Annotated in this window: 22 protein-coding genes and 1 riboswitch; of the genes, 3 read left to right on the top strand and 19 right to left on the bottom strand. The window is 38.3% G+C overall.

Annotated features, from left to right (window positions below):
* Positions 1 to 300: 300 nt before the first annotated feature.
* Positions 301 to 465, top strand: coding sequence for a DUF6364 family protein (locus P9Q65_RS11730; protein ID WP_304509612.1), 165 nt, complete (start codon positions 301 to 303; stop codon positions 463 to 465).
* Between the two features lie 59 nt (positions 466 to 524).
* On the opposite strand, the gene P9Q65_RS11725 is transcribed toward P9Q65_RS11730, so the two are convergent.
* From P9Q65_RS11725 to proC, 3 genes are all read right to left on the bottom strand, one after another.
* Positions 525 to 1,148: a GGDEF domain-containing protein gene (locus P9Q65_RS11725; RefSeq protein WP_304509611.1), complete on the bottom strand. Its 624-nt coding sequence runs from the start codon at positions 1,146 to 1,148 to the stop codon at positions 525 to 527.
* Positions 1,149 to 2,151: 1,003 nt separating this feature from the next.
* Positions 2,152 to 2,625 carry a cupin domain-containing protein gene (locus P9Q65_RS11720; protein ID WP_330695377.1) on the bottom strand — a complete coding sequence of 158 codons (474 nt, stop codon included), beginning with the start codon at positions 2,623 to 2,625 and terminating at the stop codon, positions 2,152 to 2,154.
* Positions 2,626 to 2,729: 104 nt separating this feature from the next.
* Positions 2,730 to 3,542, bottom strand: a complete 813-nt coding sequence (gene proC / locus P9Q65_RS11715) for a pyrroline-5-carboxylate reductase (RefSeq protein ID WP_304509610.1) — start codon at positions 3,540 to 3,542, stop codon at positions 2,730 to 2,732.
* A gap of 179 nt (positions 3,543 to 3,721) precedes the next feature.
* Here proC and P9Q65_RS11710 point away from each other — a divergent pair, with 179 nt between their 5' ends.
* The gene (locus P9Q65_RS11710; protein ID WP_304509609.1) at positions 3,722 to 4,075 is read left to right on the top strand and encodes an arsenate reductase family protein; all 354 of its coding nucleotides are present in this window, start codon (positions 3,722 to 3,724) and stop codon (positions 4,073 to 4,075) included.
* Between the two features lie 125 nt (positions 4,076 to 4,200).
* On the opposite strand, the gene P9Q65_RS11705 is transcribed toward P9Q65_RS11710, so the two are convergent.
* From P9Q65_RS11705 to dapD, 8 genes are all read right to left on the bottom strand, one after another.
* Positions 4,201 to 4,908, bottom strand: a complete 708-nt coding sequence (locus tag P9Q65_RS11705) for an SDR family oxidoreductase (RefSeq protein ID WP_304509608.1) — start codon at positions 4,906 to 4,908, stop codon at positions 4,201 to 4,203.
* A gap of 4 nt (positions 4,909 to 4,912) precedes the next feature.
* Complete coding sequence (locus P9Q65_RS11700; RefSeq protein WP_304509607.1) at positions 4,913 to 5,443, bottom strand: flavodoxin domain-containing protein; 531 nt, start codon at positions 5,441 to 5,443, stop codon at positions 4,913 to 4,915.
* An 18-nt stretch (positions 5,444 to 5,461) separates the two neighbouring features.
* A complete protein-coding gene (locus P9Q65_RS11695; RefSeq protein WP_304509606.1) occupies positions 5,462 to 6,037 on the bottom strand; it encodes a uracil-DNA glycosylase in 576 nt (191 codons plus the stop codon).
* Positions 6,038 to 6,259: 222 nt separating this feature from the next.
* On the bottom strand, positions 6,260 to 7,288 hold the full coding sequence (locus tag P9Q65_RS11690) for a rhomboid family intramembrane serine protease (protein WP_304509605.1): 1,029 nt from the start codon (positions 7,286 to 7,288) through the stop codon (positions 6,260 to 6,262).
* Positions 7,289 to 7,515: 227 nt separating this feature from the next.
* Positions 7,516 to 7,758, bottom strand: a complete 243-nt coding sequence (locus P9Q65_RS11685) for a pro-sigmaK processing inhibitor BofA family protein (RefSeq protein WP_304509604.1) — start codon at positions 7,756 to 7,758, stop codon at positions 7,516 to 7,518.
* A 27-nt stretch (positions 7,759 to 7,785) separates the two neighbouring features.
* Positions 7,786 to 8,016, bottom strand: coding sequence for a DUF2508 family protein (locus P9Q65_RS11680; RefSeq protein ID WP_304509603.1), 231 nt, complete (start codon positions 8,014 to 8,016; stop codon positions 7,786 to 7,788).
* A 231-nt stretch (positions 8,017 to 8,247) separates the two neighbouring features.
* The gene (locus P9Q65_RS11675) at positions 8,248 to 8,694 is read right to left on the bottom strand and encodes an immunoglobulin-like domain-containing protein (protein WP_304509602.1); all 447 of its coding nucleotides are present in this window, start codon (positions 8,692 to 8,694) and stop codon (positions 8,248 to 8,250) included.
* 178 nt (positions 8,695 to 8,872) lie between these two features.
* Positions 8,873 to 9,583, bottom strand: coding sequence for a 2,3,4,5-tetrahydropyridine-2,6-dicarboxylate N-acetyltransferase (gene dapD, locus P9Q65_RS11670; RefSeq protein ID WP_304509601.1), 711 nt, complete (start codon positions 9,581 to 9,583; stop codon positions 8,873 to 8,875).
* Positions 9,584 to 9,704: 121 nt separating this feature from the next.
* Here dapD and P9Q65_RS11665 point away from each other — a divergent pair, with 121 nt between their 5' ends.
* A complete protein-coding gene (locus tag P9Q65_RS11665; RefSeq protein WP_304509600.1) occupies positions 9,705 to 10,853 on the top strand; it encodes a M20 metallopeptidase family protein in 1,149 nt (382 codons plus the stop codon).
* Between the two features lie 152 nt (positions 10,854 to 11,005).
* Here P9Q65_RS11665 and P9Q65_RS11660 read toward each other — a convergent pair whose 3' ends face one another.
* From P9Q65_RS11660 to P9Q65_RS11625, 8 genes are all read right to left on the bottom strand, one after another.
* Positions 11,006 to 12,094, bottom strand: coding sequence for an HD-GYP domain-containing protein (locus tag P9Q65_RS11660; RefSeq protein WP_304509599.1), 1,089 nt, complete (start codon positions 12,092 to 12,094; stop codon positions 11,006 to 11,008).
* Between the two features lie 109 nt (positions 12,095 to 12,203).
* Entirely contained in the window at positions 12,204 to 13,007 is an 804-nt protein-coding gene (gene murI, locus P9Q65_RS11655) for a glutamate racemase (protein ID WP_304509598.1), read from the bottom strand.
* Positions 13,008 to 13,025: 18 nt separating this feature from the next.
* Entirely contained in the window at positions 13,026 to 14,099 is a 1,074-nt protein-coding gene (locus P9Q65_RS11650; protein WP_304509597.1) for a D-alanine--D-alanine ligase family protein, read from the bottom strand.
* Positions 14,100 to 14,329: 230 nt separating this feature from the next.
* A complete protein-coding gene (locus P9Q65_RS11645; protein ID WP_304509596.1) occupies positions 14,330 to 14,914 on the bottom strand; it encodes an ECF transporter S component in 585 nt (194 codons plus the stop codon).
* Between the two features lie 176 nt (positions 14,915 to 15,090).
* Positions 15,091 to 15,206: riboswitch (FMN riboswitch) on the bottom strand.
* 110 nt (positions 15,207 to 15,316) lie between these two features.
* Complete coding sequence (locus P9Q65_RS11640) at positions 15,317 to 15,508, bottom strand: hypothetical protein (protein WP_304509595.1); 192 nt, start codon at positions 15,506 to 15,508, stop codon at positions 15,317 to 15,319.
* Between the two features lie 114 nt (positions 15,509 to 15,622).
* A complete protein-coding gene (locus P9Q65_RS11635; RefSeq protein WP_304509594.1) occupies positions 15,623 to 15,829 on the bottom strand; it encodes a hypothetical protein in 207 nt (68 codons plus the stop codon).
* Positions 15,830 to 15,994: 165 nt separating this feature from the next.
* Positions 15,995 to 16,225, bottom strand: coding sequence for a 30S ribosomal protein S18 (gene rpsR, locus P9Q65_RS11630; protein WP_304509593.1), 231 nt, complete (start codon positions 16,223 to 16,225; stop codon positions 15,995 to 15,997).
* Between the two features lie 27 nt (positions 16,226 to 16,252).
* Complete coding sequence (locus tag P9Q65_RS11625) at positions 16,253 to 16,693, bottom strand: single-stranded DNA-binding protein (protein WP_304509592.1); 441 nt, start codon at positions 16,691 to 16,693, stop codon at positions 16,253 to 16,255.
* Positions 16,694 to 16,806 lie beyond the last annotated feature (113 nt).

Here is a 16,806-nt window from a genome sequence, read left to right as displayed (position 1 = left end):
ACAATGACTTTATTATGGGTGAGGTTCGTTATTCCTCTTTGGTTCGTACCTTCCCTGAAACAGCCAAAATATTGTTGAAAGAAGCCGCAGAACAGGCAACAGAAAAATACCAGTCTTACAAAAAGATGTCTGAGTTATTCTGATTTCAATTTAAAACATAATAAAAACCCCGTATCTAATTAGATACGGGGTTCTTAAATCAAGTTTAAAGAGTTAATTTAAAACCTACTTTATGCATTTTATCTTGTAATGCAATATTAAAAAGGATATACTGCTATTATCATAGCAGAGGTGATAAATATGAAACCCCTTAAAGTAAAAGTAAGTATGACCTTAGATAACGATATTGTTGAAAAGATAAAAAAACTTGCCGAAAAAGCCGATCGTTCCTTTTCACAATATGTAAATGTCCTGCTTAGAAGGCATTTAGAAAACCACGAAGATGATTCTAAAGATACTCACTAAAAGCATGAAATAAAAAAAGCTGCACATGGCTAAATCAGCACTCTGTGCGGCTTTTATTCTTACTTCATTTTATTTTCATACATTGCTTTGTCTGCCAGTTCCACAAAGCTTTCCATGTCCCGGAACTCTTCCGCTTCAAAATCCGATGTTCCTATACTTAAGGATAAAATAACTCCCTCATTATTTGTCCCGTTATATTCATCTAAATATTTGTAAATGCGCTTTATGATCTCATCTTTTATTGCCGTCTTGCAGAACACATAGAACTCATCACCGCCATATCGGCCAATAATTGCTCCTTTTTCTTCACATGCCTGTCTCAAAACACCCGCTACTGCAATTAATACTCTATCTCCATAAACATGACCGTAGTAATCATTAATTTTCTTGAATTTATCCACATCGATAAACACAATAGAATATCGTACCCCCCTGGTCATACCTCGCTGAATACTTTGTAAATATACATCAAATTGACACCGATTATTCAGTTGTGTTAAAGGATCCGTTGAAATTCTTTTGTTTTGAAAATTGATAAATATTAATAATAATGATAGCACTACACAAATCCATATTAATGAAAGTCCATAAAATAAATTTTGAATAATCACACCAATAATAGGCAGCACATAAATTTTTGCTATTATGGCACAACTTTTTTTCTCAATTATATTATCAGACATTCGATAAACCCGCAGACAGTAATAAAACGGAATTATAAAATACGGCAGTACAATGACAAATGCGATAAAGAATAAAGAGCCCCTTGAATAAATATTATATTCATTAATATAAAAGTAAAATTTATACTTTAAATTTAGAAAAATTAGAAGACTATTCAAAATCACAGGTATTGAAATGATTTTCCAAAATTTCCTGTCTTTTATTTTTTTATCATAAAATAATAAAGACATGTAAATGAACCAAACAAAGCCAATAAAGCAATTAAAAAAATAATACATGCTGGACACAAGTAAATTTAAGGCCCTAAAATAAGGTAATTGCTTTCCATCAATTAGCCACATGCCAGAATCTAAAATCAAAATTGCAAAAACCGAATAAATCAGACAAATAAATGCTTTTTGCCGGCCTGTACCATCGTTTATATTTTGTTGATTCATGAGGATGATGCCTAAAATCATCATACCAATAATATTTATTTGCAAATACAAAACGTCAATCATTTTTTTCACCAAATTTCTATAGAGTAAGGGTTGGCTTCGAAGTTAAATATATAAAAAATAAAAGAGGTTTTTCTATTGGTTAACACTTTAGATAAGCTGTTTCGTATTCACCGTTTCCTTACTAATAGATTACCAAAAGCCAGACATAAAAGCAATAAAATAGATTGCCAAAAACGTTATTCTTCCGTTTATTTATAACTAAATATTCTTGTTTTAAAACCAATTTTCCTAAGTTCTTCCATATTTAAAATTACTTATCAAAAATTAAGCTAGCCTTTTCTTATACATAGAAAAAATGATTTTTCTTTCCCTTACGAAAAGACAGTAATACATAAAAATTCGATCAATTTTTCTGCTAAAAAGGCTTACATTTTTAGGAAAAAACGAATTCATCTTTATAACGATTAAAAGCTGATGCTCTTTCGCATCAGCTTTTTTTAAAATAAAATTATTCCCATATACAGCCATTATGGTAAAACAAAAAGGAGTTGTGATTTTATCTTTATTTATGCTCCTTTGCTTCCCCTTCCTCTGCATCTTTTTTTGTAGCTTGGACAGTACCACTTGGATGATGGGGAGGGGCATATATTGTATATACCTTTAATGGCATACTCCCCATATTAATAACATTGTGCCATGTTCCCGCAGGAACAAAAATTGCAAATCGCCCATCCACATTTCCCTGATAATTTAACTTATCCTTATTGCTTCCCATTTGAACAACGCCTATACCATCTTCGACACGGATAAACTGATCAACATCAGGATGCATCTCTAAACCAATATCTCCACCGGGAGGAATACTCATCAACGTTGTTTGTAAATATTTCCCTGTCCATAGCGCAGTACGATAATTTTGATTTTGTTTGGTTACCATATCAATATTTACCACAAAAGGATCAGGCCCATAGTCAGTAATATTGGTCATACCCATCCCAGCGTTTTGCATGTTCCTTCGCGTATTATTTGGATACATTTCTCTTCCCCTTTTTGATTATTATACTCTCTTTATCTTTATGCATTTAAAAGAGAAATTAGAAACCATTCTTACAGAAAGAAAAATATTTTAAGAGCTATCTTTTATTTCTTTTGGCCAATCGCTTTATCCTTTGCCAAAACTGCATCAAAGGCCTTCACCAAAGTGGCCTCAAAGCCTTCCGCCTGTAAAGCAGTAACCCCCTCAATGGTAGTTCCCCCGGGAGAACAAACCTGATCAATCAAAGGCCATGGTGCCTCATTGCTTTCTAAAACCATCTTTGCACTACCCAAAACAGTTTCTGCCGTAATTTGTAATGCCTGTTTTTTGGGCATGCCCGCTTTTAATGCAGCATGGGCTAAGGCATCCATGTATAAATAAGCAAAAGCTACCGATGCACCGCCAATAACGCTGAATATGGAAAATTGACTTTCCTCTATCTCTGCAACGGTTCCAATTGTGGAAAAAACATCCCCTACCAGTTTTCTTTGCTGTTCACTTACAAATTCATTGACACAAAGCCCTGTAGTGGATGCACCGATTTTTGCATTAATATTGGGCATTACTCTTACAATTGGTGTTTTTTCAGGAAAAAAATCACTTAAATACTCTAAGGTTTTCCCTGCAGCAATGGAAACCACAAGGGGCTTCTTTTCTGCAAAATCCCCTTGTAATTCCGGGAGAATAACCGATAGTACATTTGGTTTTACACCGAGAATGACCACATCGCTGTTTTGAATCACCTCTCTGGAAGTATTGCAAGCATTTGCACCACATTCTTCCGCTAATTTTTTTGCAGATGCAACACTTTTACTGCTTATAAAAATACTTTTCCCCTCATAACTTCCGGTTCCTAATGTCATCCCTTTTACAATTGCACTGACCATATTGCCCGCTCCGATAAATCCGAACTTCATATTACATTCCTCCTCTATTCCACAATGATAATGTAATTATAAATTATAAACAAATTCATTTCTCATAAACGCTTCCAAACTTTTTCTCATTTTACAGCTGTTTATTTCAAAATGCAATCCCAACCATTCTTGCAAATACCAAGGAAGCCGTATTATAATGTAAAAAAGGAGGTATGCGTATGAGTCTTATGTTTTTACATTACCCAAAATGCAGCACGAGTAGAAAGGCAAAAAAATGGTTGGATTCCGCTAATGTGGATTATTTTGAACGTCATATGGTTGAACAAAACCCCTCCGCAGAGGAATTGGAATTTTGGTGGAAAATGAGTGGTTTGCCCTTAAAAAAATTTTTTAATACCAGTGGACTTTTATATAAGGAAATGGGTTTAAAAGATAAACTACCTCAGATGAGTGAAGAGGAACAGCTTCAACTGTTAAGCACAAATGGAATGCTGGTAAAACGACCTCTACTCATTGGCGAAAATTTTATTTTGATAGGCTTTAAAGAGGACGAATGGCAGAAAAATTTATAAACTCTGCTTATCTCGTGGAACTTCATGCTTAAAAATACAAGCTTTATCCTATTCATGTGAAGCAAACTTAAATAATTACTCAAAAAAACATCCTCTTTTACCAAATGGTGTAAAGGATGTTTTTTTTATTCATCTAAAATCCAACCGTTATCATCATGATAGATCATCTGCCGTGTCATTCCGCCGTCAATACAAATATTTTCACCTGTAATAAACCCTGCCTTTTCACTGCATAAAAACAGTACCATATTTGCAACGTCCATGGGGTTGCCCACACGCTTTACAGGATGCTGGGTTGCATCCGCACCATCATAAACAGTATATGCCGTATCTATCCATCCGGGCGAAATAGAATTTACCCTTACTCTTCCCCCAAGGCTCACGGCTAAGGCATGGGTCAAGGAGGAAAGGTCACCCTTTGCCGCCGTATCGCTTTCTGTATTGGGCTGGCTCATCCGATCTCTGGAAGATGATATATTTACAATTGCACCGCCAAGGGTAAAATAGGAATTAAATAGTTTGGTTAAGTAATATGGTGCAATCACCCCAACACGCAGTGTATAATCAAAAGCACCATATCCGCAGGCATTCAGTCCACCCATGGAAATCATTGCATTATTAATTAAATAATCTACCCTTCCATAGGTATCAATTACTTTTTTTGCGAATGCTTCCAGAACTTCTTTGTCCCCAATATCCCCTATAAAAAAAGGATTTTCTTCTCTATCAATGATACAAACCGTAGCCCCTTCTTGTAAAAATGCATCTGCAATCGCTTTCCCTATTCCATGAACGCCCCCTGTAATAACGACGATTTTCCCTTCAAATTCCATAACTTCATTCCTTTACAAATTCTATCAACGCCTCCGCTTGAGAAACATCTACAAAATCCACAGGCACATCTCGACATTTCAACATCACTTCATCCTGGGCACTATGTTCCTTTTTACGTTTTAAAGCCTGAAAAACAACAGTCATAATACCCTTATGGGTGAATTTTAATTTCTTATAATCTAATGCTCCATGGAAACAAAAAACCTTAGCATGGCAAACCAATTCTTCCGTAAGATTCTTCTTCAAATAAGCATGAATACTTTCTAAGTTTTTAGGCTCTTGAGGATCGCTGATCCCACAGGTAAAAATAATCAATTTTTTATGCAATAGTGCCTCTTTATTTTTTTGCAACCAGTCACTTCCGTTTAACGCACCGGCATAAATACCACCACCGTAAACAATGGTATCATACACAGAAATATCTTTCACCTCATCTGTACTGAAAAGATCAGCCTGCAATTTTTCTGCTATGTATGAAGCATATCTTTTTGTACTGCCATACTCGGAACGAAAAACAACTGCCGCTTTTGCCATAACCAACTGACTCCTTTCTCATTGTACCGTCAAAAATTCCTTTAATTTACGTAAATCCTCCTGATATACCTCCGATAACGCTCGGTTGTATATCACTGCCGCCGGATGGTATAAGGGAAACAGAACCCTTTCCGCTGTCAAGGGATATGGTCGGCCATGGACGTCGCCAATAGTAATGCTTTTGTCCCCGGAAACTGCCTTTAACGGAACATTTCCCAATGTAACAATGACTTTTGGTGAAATTATAAGAATTTCTTCCTCCAAGAAAGGAAGAAAAAAAGCGATTTCTTCTTTGGAGGGGGGGCGGTTTACCGCTTTCCCTGTTTTGGGACTTGCCTTAGTGGGGCGCAATTTCACCACGTTGGAAATATAGATTTCCTCACGCTTTAAACCAATGACTTCCAAAAAAGAAGAAAGGTTTTTCCCTGCTTTACCTACAAAGGGTCTGCCCTGTTTTTCCTCCTCTCCTCCGGGGGCCTCACCGATCATCATTAATAACGGCGTCGCTGCCCCTTCTCCAAAAACTAGTTTCTTTTGGTCAAACCCAGAATTATTAAAATTTTGCAATAATTTTTTTTGAAAATCCAGTTGCATTTTACCTTCTTACCTTCCTTTATAAACATAGTTATCCACATCTTGACAACGTTATCCACAGGTTTTTTGTTGATAACTTTTTATGTATACCCCAATATGTAGTGCTAAATTTCTTGCTTCGACATTTTAACATCAAAAAATCGTTGTAAATTGGGGAACGTTTATTATTCACCTTGTGGTGCATATTTTTCAAGTGGATAACCTCCACATTATCCCCATAAATTATGTGGATAACCCGCCTTTTTTCTCATCATATTTCCCGTAAATTAAGAATACCAAAATTCCACCAATAAAGCCACCGATATGGGCAAAATTATCCACTCCTATATCCAAAAAGCCAAAGCCTATGGAGGTAACGGCCAAAAGCAGCATAGTAGAATAATTCATCCCTGTATATTGAGAACCGTTTTTCTTTGTCAGCATCAGCATGGCACCCAGTACTCCATATATAGCTCCGGACGCCCCGATGCCCAAAACATTATGGGCTATTATGCTAAAAATTCCACCACAAAGACCGGAAATAAGGTACACGCCTAAAAAACGTCGTCTTCCTAATATATACTCTGCCCTAACACCAAAATAGTATAAAAAAATACTGTTTGAAACCAAATGAAGGATTCCGCTATGTAAAAACATAGAGGTTAAAAAACGATAATATTCCCCTTCCAGAATGCCGCTTCTGCTAAGCCCAAGGGCTCGTATTGTGCTTGCTCCATTTCCGGAAAGGGTAGTGTACATAAGGGACAACAAGCAAAGCATAAAAATAGCAATACATACCCATGGCTTTCCCCTTCTAACTGCCGGCTTAAGAGGTATTGCCGCAACCTCTCCCTTCGAGGCAGATAACAATAGCTTTTCTATTCCAAAAAGGCGATTCGGTTCTCCTTCTCCTGCAAAAACTTTTTTTTCTTTTAATGAATATCTCCAATTTACTCCATGGATTCGACTGTCTAAATAAACCGTTGAAGGCTTTTCCCCTTCCTCCTCCGCCACCAGTATTCCAAGGCTAACCAAATGATTACACCTTAGATCTTCCAGTTCTTCCGACATTTGTTTTGTATAGGCAGTTAATATCTCCGTTGTTTTTTTCTGCGTCTCTTTATCAAATACACCCAAGATATACAAAACGGGATTTTCCACACGGATATAAATTCTCGGTATGCTATCTCCATTTACACTTTTTACCTCCACATAACTGTGTGCCAATAGTTGTTCATGAAATTTTTCTATAAATTTTATTAAGTTATCCACAATTTTCACCTGCTTTTTCTATGAAAAAACTCACTGCAATGCAGTGAGTTTTTTCATAGATAAGAAATGGGGTTAAATCTTATCATCTAAGGATTTTTTTCGTGTGGATCTGCAAATAATCAAGTTTTATGCACAGGGAAGCCCTGATTATCCACAATATTATCCACAGTATTATCCACAAAAAAATATAACACATTTCTTCTTAAATGTCAAACAATAACTCTCTTTTATAAAAAAAAACTTAAAACCAACAGTCCTACAAATCCCGGCGCCCCCAACAGCCCAACGGTGCATACCGTAGCAGGGTTCACCCCGACCTGAAGACCAAACCGATTACAAAGCCATAGGCAACAACCGCCAACTGCCGCCGAAAGAATGAATCGAAAAAATATTCTTAATGGTTTTGCCAATGTAGCCAACGCCAAAATGAGCAAACAACTAACAATTATAATCGCCAACACATTTGTCATACTTCCATTCTCCCCCTTTTGCGTATCCTAACCTATCTTGCGAAAAGGTCCCGTCAACCCCATTTCCTTTGCTGTTTTTATAAAATAGTCATATTTTTTTTGCAATGCAGTAATTTCATAAATATAACTATCCACCAATGCTTCCTCCGTTGCCGTTTCAAAGCCTTGTCTGGCACAAATTAACTTTGTCTGAACTTCCTGTATGGCAAGGAGTATTTTTTCCCCTTCCGTCAGCAAATTTTGTTTGCCTTTTCTCATCTGCTTGCCTCCTTCCTATTACCCTAAATATAAGCAAAAAAAACCAATTTTATTCCTTTTGAAAATTGATTCCCAAAAAAAGAAAGCATTTTGCCCTTGCTTATCCCTCGCCCAAAAATCCGGCTTGGAAACAGCTTTGCAAAAATGCTTCCTTATGTTTGTACTGTATATTCTTTCAATATTGGAAGTCAGACTGTATTAATATCTTGTCTCTCATTAAAAAAACGAATCCTAAATCCCGGTAAATTCTGCCGCAACAGGGCTGTCATTTACCATGATAATCAAACGATATTGCGTACCTTCAGTAGTAGCTCCGCAAAAAGTTTTCCAGTTATAGCTTAACGCTATCTCTTCCCCTGCTTCCAAAACAGATGTTTCATCACCCCAGTTGGATTCGGCTGTCCCGGTAAATTCCTTCCACTGCCCATCATTCATCTGTTCAAAATGGTATTCATTTGTACTGTAATTAACAGCCTCTTCTGTATTATTGGCAAGAAGAAAGGTTGCTCGGGAACTCTTTAACGTATCCTCCTCTAGGGTCAAAGTGATTCCTTCTTCTACATTTACCTCTGTATAAGCAGTACCCGTATCCTTAGCACCACCACAGGCAGTTAAAAATATTAAAAAAACCGAAATCAAAAATGCCAAACTCTTTTTCATTTTTTCTTTCCTTTCCATTCCTATTTTCTCCACTCAAAAGGATTACATATTTATGGTAGCACAACCCATTCCATCTTGCAAGCAATCAAAAAAGCTTGATAAAATATTTTTACCAAGCCTTTTATTCATTAAACAATAATATGATCATCCTTCTAAGGATTGGCAACATTCTTGTTTAAGGAAAACCAACTCTTTTTTATTTTCTTAGGTCATCTAAAAGCTGTGTCTTACTTTCTGTTTTTTCATCTTTCATCTTAATTACTTTCGCGGGAGAACCTGCAGCCACTGCGCCCTCAGGCACATCCTCTGTTACAATTGCCCCAGCCGCTACAACAGCATTTGCACCAATCTGAACGCCTTCTAATACCACTGCATTAGCGCCAATTAAAGCGCCATCACCTACAATAACAGGTGTTGCACTGGGTGGCTCCAAAACCCCCGCCAATACTGCGCCGGCGCCGATATGCGCATTTTTCCCTACAGTGGCTCTTGCACCTAAAACGGCATTCATATCAATCATGGTGCCATCGCCAATCTCTGCACCAATATTAATCACTGCACCCATCATTACAACGGCATTTTTACCGATTTTTACCCGATCACGAATAAAGCAGCCGGGCTCAATACGTGCCTCTAAATTGGTAAGATCCAACATAGGTACCGCTGAATTTCTTCTGTCATATTCCATGTGGTATTCCTGAATTTCTGCAGCTTTGGCATCCAAAACTTCTTTCACTAAAACAAAATCACCAATCATCATCCAGAAATTTCCGTTTCCGAATATTTTTACATTCTCTTTTTTCACGCCACTTAAATCACCATTTACAAAAACCTTTACAGGTGTAACCTTCTTTGCATCCTTAATATATTTTGCAATCTCATAAGGATTTGTCATATCATAATTCATCTTTCGTTCCTCCATTCATGATAGTATGATACATATTATATATGAAAAAAAAACATTTTCCAAGGTTCTGGGTAGTTTTTTGTGATACAATAATAGAAATTATGAAAAAGGAGGGATTTTTTTGCGTGAAGATATTTTAAATATGGAGCAAGAGCTAAGACAAATACGGCGAGACTTGCATCAGATTCCCGAGTTAGGCCTTTCAGAGCATAAAACCGCCGCTTACATAGAAAATATGCTGAAAACCTTGGGTATTGACAAAGTGGAACGTTGTTTGGAAACGGGTATTATTGGGTTGATCAAAGGGCAGGGGAAGGAAAAACCCATTGCCTTTCGTGCCGATATGGATGCCCTGACTGTGCAAGAACCACCTCGCCCTTACGCATCCTGCCATGAAGGCTTGATGCACGCCTGCGGACATGATGGGCATATGACCATCCTCCTTGGCTTTGCCAAATACCTTATGGCGCAAAAAGAGCGTCCAAAGGCTGATATTATTTTGATTTTCCAGCCTGCCGAGGAAGGCCCCGGTGGTGCTCAGCTTATGGTTGAGGCAGGAATCATTGAAAAATACAACATCTCCAAAATAATCGGTTGTCATATCTTCCCGGAAGTTCCCCAAGGCAAAATCGCATGCAAATCCGGAGGAATGATGGCAAGAAATGGGGAAGTTTATCTGCATATTCTTGGGAAAAGCTCCCACGGTGCTCAACCCCATTTGGGTGCAGATGCACTTTTGGCGGCAGGGGCGGTTCTCTGTGGTCTGCACACCATTTTATCCCGCAATATCTCTCCTTTGGACAGCGGCATATTATCCTTTGGTTCCATTCATGGGGGAGAAGCTTGTAATATTGTGGCAAAAGAGGTTCGTATCGACGGAACCATGCGTGCTTTTTCCGATGAGGTTTATGAAAAAATGGTTCAGCGTGTGGAAGAAACGGTAAAATACATTGCCGAAGGCTATGGCTGCCAAGGCAACGTTACGTTTAACCATATGTATCGCGTAGTAAATAATGATCCTGACTTGGTTCGTGCTTTGGAGACAGCCTGCGGCGAAAACTATATCACAACAAAGCCCTATATGCTTGCAGAAGACTTCTCCTTTTTCCAACAAGCAGTCCCCGGCTTATTCTTCTTTTTAGGTGCAGGAAACCAGGAAAAAGGCTTTACCCATCCCTTGCACAGTGCAGATTTTGATTTTGATGAAAAAATTCTGTGCTATGGTGTAGAAACATATACGAACCTACTATCAACACTAAATCTATATTAAAGATACCTATACAGCACAAAAGGACAGAAATCTTCTCTGTCCTTTCTCTCTGTTATTTAAAAGCTTCCTCTTCGTTATGCGCTCCTAAGCCAGTATGTACATTTGATTAAAAAATAAAATAATCTCTTCTGTTTATCACTGCACCTGATTCCCTATGCATCTTGACATCTGTTAAGCTGTGTGCACATGGCTTCCTTGATCTCCGCTGAATGGTTTAAGAACTCTTGAATTAGGGCAGGGTTAAAGGTTCCACTTTCTCCATTGACAATCATATCCATGGCTTTTTCATGGGAATATGCCTTTTTATATACCCGCTTGCTGGTCAAGGCATCATATACGTCCGCTAAACCCACAATTTGGGACCAAGGTGAAATTTCATCTCCCTTTAAACCATCAGGATAGCCATACCCATCCCAGCGTTCATGATGATGTCTGCAAATATCGTATGCAAAACGATACACAGAATTATGATGGATTACAGGAATCTGGCTTAAAAGCTCACATCCCCGTACCGTATGAGTTTTCATTATATCATATTCTTCTTTTGTAAGTTTCGAAGGTTTATTTAAAATATAGTCTGGAATTGCGATTTTTCCCACATCATGCATAATGGATGCCGTTGCAATCTTATCAATCTCTTGCTGGGTTAAACCTTCGCCAAACTTTGTTCTTTTCAATAGAAATAAAGTTATATCATGTATACGTTTAACATGCTCGCCACTTTCCCCATCTCGAAACTCAATTGCAGTGGCCAATGCGCCAATCATAGCATTATTTAAACTCTGAATTTCTTTTGTTTTTTCGTTGAGCTTTTTCTCCTGCAATACAACCTGGTCATTTAATTGATTACGCATGGTACAAAGCTCGATGATGCTTTCAATCCGTTTCTTCACAATATGGGCAACAATGGGTCTTTCTATAACATCCATAACCCCTAGTTCAAAGGCACGCAGCGTTGCCGCCTCTGTACACTCCGCCGTAATGAGAAAGACCGGGACTTTTTCCATAAAATTATGCTGGTGCAAAACTTCCAAAACGCCAAACCCATCCATAATTGGCATAATAATATCCAATAATACAGCTGCCAAATTTTCGGCATAAGCATGAATGAGCTCCAGTGCCTCTTTCCCACTTTGCGCCTCCAAAACCATGTAATCTTCCTTGAAAATTTCACGGATCGTTACACGGTTCGCCTTAACATCATCAACAATCAGGATCGCTCTCTTTTCTTGTGCCGCCATGTTTCTCCCTCCGTAACAGCGTTTATCCGATGTAAAATTAATTTATAATCCAATATGAAAGAAAATGCGTTGAAAAATTCTAACGAAATTTCCCACGCTCCTCTTATAATTAAAACTGCTCAATATCAATAATTTCTGGGTTATAACCTTGTTTTAATGCCTTTTGGCAAATGGAATAAAACATATCTGTATAATCGCTTAAATAAAAACTTCTTTCTCCCGGAGCTTCCCCAAAGTTTTCAATTCCCTTTTCCCGTAAAAAAAGCTTTACCTGTTTTGCGGTTGCTTTTGCTGGGTCAACTAGTTTTACATCCATACCGGCTACTGTTCCAATACACCTTTTAAGCAAGGGATAATGTGTACAACCTAAGACCAAAGAATCTATCCCTTTTTCCAACAACTCTTCCAGATACCTTTCCGCAGTCAGGCGAGCAATTTCATTATCCGTCCACCCCTCCTCTGCCAAAGGAACAAAAAGAGGGCAAGCCTTAGAAAACACCTGCAATTCTTTATCTTCTTTACAAATCATTTTTTCGTATGCGCCTGAGCGCACCGTGCCTGCCGTACCAATCACACCGATTTTTTTATTTTGTGTGGTGCCAAGGGCTTCCGCCACCCCTGCATCCACCACACCAAAAATAGGCACATCAAAAGTTTTATGCAACGCTTCCAAACTGTTGGAACTGGCTGTGTTACAAGCAACAATAATTGTTTTTACTTTCTTAGTAAGCAAAAACCTTACATTTTGCTTGGAAAATTTCGTTACTGTTTCCTTTGACTTACTGCCATAGGGCAATCGTGCCGTATCACCAAAATAAACAATATTTTCATGAGGCATGACCTTCATCACCTGTTTTACAACGGTCAGCCCCCCCACTCCTGAATCAAATATACCAATCGGTCTTTTATCCATAAGGTTCCTTCTTTCTTCTCAGCCTCGGATTCCATTATCACGCAGAAGCGCCAACTCAATCAGGTGATCCATCAGCTTCTCTTTCGCTATACCCGCTTGGTCCCAGAGCATAGGATACATACTAATGGAAGTAAACCCTGGCATTGTATTAATTTCATTAAATAAAACACGTCCTGTCTCTTCCTCCATGAAAAAGTCCACACGGGCTAAGCCACTGCCATCAACTGCCTGATATATTTTTGAGGCAATTTTTCGTATTGTCTTTTCTTCTTCCGCCGTAATCGGGGCAGGAATCAATGTACGGGAATCACTGTTGTTATATTTTGCATCATAATCATAAAATTCAGCTGCGGATAAAACTTCTCCCACACCACTTACCATTGGTGTTTCATTACCAAGAACAGAGCATTCAAACTCCCTGCCAACAATGGCTTCTTCTACAATTATTTTTCTGTCATATTCTGCGGCTAAGCGTAATGCTTTTCTTAACGTCTCTTGATTCTTTGCCTTGCTGATTCCCACGGAAGACCCTGTATTTGCCGGTTTCACAAAACATGGGTATCCTAACTTCTTTTCCACTCGGTCAACAAGTTTATCCATTTCATCCAGTTCCTCTTTTTGAAACCAAATATATTTTGCCTGAGGAATGGAAGCATTTTTTGCAATTAATTTTGTATAAATTTTATCCATACAAACTGCGGAAGATAAAACACCGCAGCCTACATAAGGAATGCATGCCATTTCCAAAAGCCCTTGGATGGTTCCATCTTCTCCCCATGCACCATGCAACGCAGGAATAACCACATCAACAGGGATTACCTTCACATGACTGTTCACAATTTTCAAAAGCGCTTTCTGTTTTGCATCAGGGCTTATAATTGCGGGAGTCGCATACTTTTCCCACTGACCCGTGGTAATATGCTCTGTTGGACCTGTATAAATAAGCCACTGCCCTTCCTTTGTAATTCCAACGGGGATGACTTGATATTTCTTACTGTCTATTGCATTGATCATTGTTGTCGCAGACATTCTGGAAACCTCATGCTCTGATGATTGCCCACCGAATAATACGATTACAGTTTTTCTATTCATATAAAAACCTCTTTTCTGCTCCTGCAAGCTGAGTCCAATCAGTACCATTATATGCAATCTATCTTTCTCTGACAATAAAAAAATTGATAAATCATTTTTTCAGCCTGTATATTGCAAAAAAAGAGGTCGTTCCTTTGACTTGATAAAAGGAACGACTCAGACTGTCTAAAAACCTATTTTAAAAAACGGAAGGGTTTGGGAACCACAGCAACGGTTATTTCTTTTCCCGTTTATTCATTTCCCTTTAAAAGATGGGAAATAGATTTATAGAGAATAAATGTTGCTGTGCAGTTGATTCCTGCCTTTAATAAATTGAAAGGAATAATGGCGGGAACCAGCATAGCAATTACAGTTTCTAATGAAACATTCATAAATAAAGGTGTTAATATCATATTCATGATAACCATGATCGCCGTCTGCACCAAAGCGCCGGCTACCAATGCAGCAATAGCTGTTTTTCTACTTTTGTTTTTCTTGTAGATACTGCCGGCAACAACCACACACGCACCCGTTGCAATAATATGCATCACAATCCCGATAATGCCACCGCCTGCACTTACTGTAAACCCCTGAATGACAGATACAACAATTACAAGTAATACGCCTGCCATCGGGCCAAAGGCAAAAGCACCAATCAAAATAGGGATGTCCGCAGGATCATATTCTAAAAATGCAGCTGCGGGAATCAAAGGAAAGTGAATTACCGCTACCAAAACAACAGAAATTGCCGCCAGCATTGCCAAAGACACCATAATCCTTGTAGACATTTTTTTCCCACTTCCTGAGACTGTTACTTTTGAAGATATATTTTCCATTTTATTTCTCCTCCATTTTCCGTTAAAATTTTCAGGTTGATCGCCAAAGAACAAAAGCGAACTTTTTCTATTTTTACAAAAGAAAAAGCCTGAAAATCTTCAGGCTAAACAAGCAAAATAAAGGCTGACCCATTTTCGCAACAATAACCATTTTTCCATGCGAAAAACATCAAACTTTTATTCTTCTTCCATCCAGACTATACTGTCGGTTTTGGACTCTCACCAAATCCTGCGCATTGCGCTCGCGGACTTTACCGCCGATCGGGAATTTCACCCTGCCCTGAAGAATTTCATATATTCAATTACAAACACATTATAAGGCCATGTGAAACCATTGTCAACCACAAATAACAAGATTTTTCTGTGTTGTTCTGGATATTTCCCCATATTTGCCCTTAAAATTCAAGGTTTCTGTTGTTTTTCTTCTTTGGAATCCAGCGCCTTTTTGTGATGCTCAGCTTTTTTTCTTCTAAAGAAACTAATTGCCAAGTTCAGTAAAAACATTGCCAATAAAAACCCCAAAAACCAAGGCAAAATCTGGGGCTTTCCCTCAAGCTGTTGCACCGAATCACTTCCTACAGATAATAAAAACATCTTATAACCTCCCCTTTGTTTTTTGTCCGGTGTAATCCAAAACCCTTCGTCATGTTACTTTTCTTATCTTAATAATACGTTTTGTTTTATGTAAATCTTTCATCCCGTACCAAATTAATCCTTATTTTTTGAAGTCTTATCAATACTTTTTGCATCTTCCCCCGTGGTCTTCTGCACAAGCTTATTTACACCAAACCCCAAAACCTTCATTGCTACTACCATACCAATCACCCATGGTATTAACTCGGGATAGTTTTTTGCCAAATAATACAGGGTAATTAATAAAATCAAAAGTTCCTCTATAATGAAAGCAACAGACATTTCCAATCCCCCTAATGATTTGTCAATCTCAGCTTCAACTATAATATAGCACGCATTATTGTTTTGGGAAAGAAATTATGGTAATTTTTAGAAATTCCCGTTCTATTTTTCCACCTTGCAAAAGAATAACAAAAAAAGACGGTATAACCGTCTTTTTTATATTTTTTAGTCCTGTGAATAAGGCATCAGGCACATATGTCTTGCTCTTTTGATAGCAGTTGTCAAAGCTCTCTGATGCTTTGCACAGTTGCCTGTAATTCTTCTGGGAAGGATTTTTCCTCTTTCCGAGATATATCTTCTCAGCTTATTTACATCTTTATAATCGATTGTTGCTATTTTATCAGCACAACATTGGCAAACGCGTTTTCTTCTACGACCACGTCTTTTTTGAATCATATCTAAGTCCTCCTTCTTTACTGGATTTTAGAAGGGCAGATCGTCATCTTCGATGCTTTCATCAATAGGATAGAAACCATCATCTTGGGCTGTTTGCTTAGGTGCAGCAGTAGTAGTAGCAGTAGCGGCCTTATGACCTTCGAAAGATGCTTTGCTTTCTGCAAAGTGCTGTTCTTCTACTACAACGTCTGTACTCCACCGTTTTTTGCCCTCGTTATCGTCCCAGGAACGAACCTGAAGTCTACCGACAACGCTAACCATCTGGCCTTTTTTGAAGTATCTTTCCGCGAATTCACCTGATTTACCAAAAGAAACACAATTGATAAAATCAGCATCGGGCTCGCCCTGGCGTTTGAAACGGCGGTTTACCGCCAAAGTGTATCTGGCAACAGCCAAAGGTTCACTCCCCTGAGAATATCTTACTTCGGGGTCTTTAGTCAGTCGGCCCATGAGAATCACTTTGTTCATAGGATTACCTCCTTCTTACGCCTCTTTACGGATAATGAGATAACGCAAAACGTTTTCCATAATACGCATACGTGCTTCGATTTCTGCGGGAGCACCAGCGGGAGATTCGAATG

The organism is Anaerotignum sp. (assembly GCF_030625865.1).
GTDB lineage: Bacteria > Bacillota > Clostridia > Lachnospirales > Anaerotignaceae > Chakrabartyella.
Note: the sequence above shows the minus strand (reverse complement) of the source record. Positions and strands in the feature narration are given on the sequence as shown.

Coding starts and splice junctions, on each gene's coding strand:
- P9Q65_RS11730 (WP_304509612.1), top strand. CDS start 301: ATGAAACCCCTTAAAGTAAAAGTAAGTATGACCTTAGATAACGATATT.
- P9Q65_RS11725 (WP_304509611.1), bottom strand. CDS start 1,148: ATGTCTGATAATATAATTGAGAAAAAAAGTTGTGCCATAATAGCAAAA.
- P9Q65_RS11720 (WP_330695377.1), bottom strand. CDS start 2,625: ATGTATCCAAATAATACGCGAAGGAACATGCAAAACGCTGGGATGGGT.
- proC (WP_304509610.1), bottom strand. CDS start 3,542: ATGAAGTTCGGATTTATCGGAGCGGGCAATATGGTCAGTGCAATTGTA.
- P9Q65_RS11710 (WP_304509609.1), top strand. CDS start 3,722: ATGAGTCTTATGTTTTTACATTACCCAAAATGCAGCACGAGTAGAAAG.
- P9Q65_RS11705 (WP_304509608.1), bottom strand. CDS start 4,908: ATGGAATTTGAAGGGAAAATCGTCGTTATTACAGGGGGCGTTCATGGA.
- P9Q65_RS11700 (WP_304509607.1), bottom strand. CDS start 5,443: ATGGCAAAAGCGGCAGTTGTTTTTCGTTCCGAGTATGGCAGTACAAAA.
- P9Q65_RS11695 (WP_304509606.1), bottom strand. CDS start 6,037: ATGCAACTGGATTTTCAAAAAAAATTATTGCAAAATTTTAATAATTCT.
- P9Q65_RS11685 (WP_304509604.1), bottom strand. CDS start 7,758: ATGACAAATGTGTTGGCGATTATAATTGTTAGTTGTTTGCTCATTTTG.
- P9Q65_RS11680 (WP_304509603.1), bottom strand. CDS start 8,016: ATGAGAAAAGGCAAACAAAATTTGCTGACGGAAGGGGAAAAAATACTC.
- P9Q65_RS11675 (WP_304509602.1), bottom strand. CDS start 8,694: ATGGAAAGGAAAGAAAAAATGAAAAAGAGTTTGGCATTTTTGATTTCG.
- dapD (WP_304509601.1), bottom strand. CDS start 9,583: ATGAATTATGATATGACAAATCCTTATGAGATTGCAAAATATATTAAG.
- P9Q65_RS11660 (WP_304509599.1), bottom strand. CDS start 12,094: ATGGCGGCACAAGAAAAGAGAGCGATCCTGATTGTTGATGATGTTAAG.
- murI (WP_304509598.1), bottom strand. CDS start 13,007: ATGGATAAAAGACCGATTGGTATATTTGATTCAGGAGTGGGGGGGCTG.
- P9Q65_RS11650 (WP_304509597.1), bottom strand. CDS start 14,099: ATGAATAGAAAAACTGTAATCGTATTATTCGGTGGGCAATCATCAGAG.
- P9Q65_RS11645 (WP_304509596.1), bottom strand. CDS start 14,914: ATGGAAAATATATCTTCAAAAGTAACAGTCTCAGGAAGTGGGAAAAAA.
- P9Q65_RS11640 (WP_304509595.1), bottom strand. CDS start 15,508: ATGTTTTTATTATCTGTAGGAAGTGATTCGGTGCAACAGCTTGAGGGA.
- P9Q65_RS11635 (WP_304509594.1), bottom strand. CDS start 15,829: ATGTCTGTTGCTTTCATTATAGAGGAACTTTTGATTTTATTAATTACC.
- rpsR (WP_304509593.1), bottom strand. CDS start 16,225: ATGATTCAAAAAAGACGTGGTCGTAGAAGAAAACGCGTTTGCCAATGT.
- P9Q65_RS11625 (WP_304509592.1), bottom strand. CDS start 16,693: ATGAACAAAGTGATTCTCATGGGCCGACTGACTAAAGACCCCGAAGTA.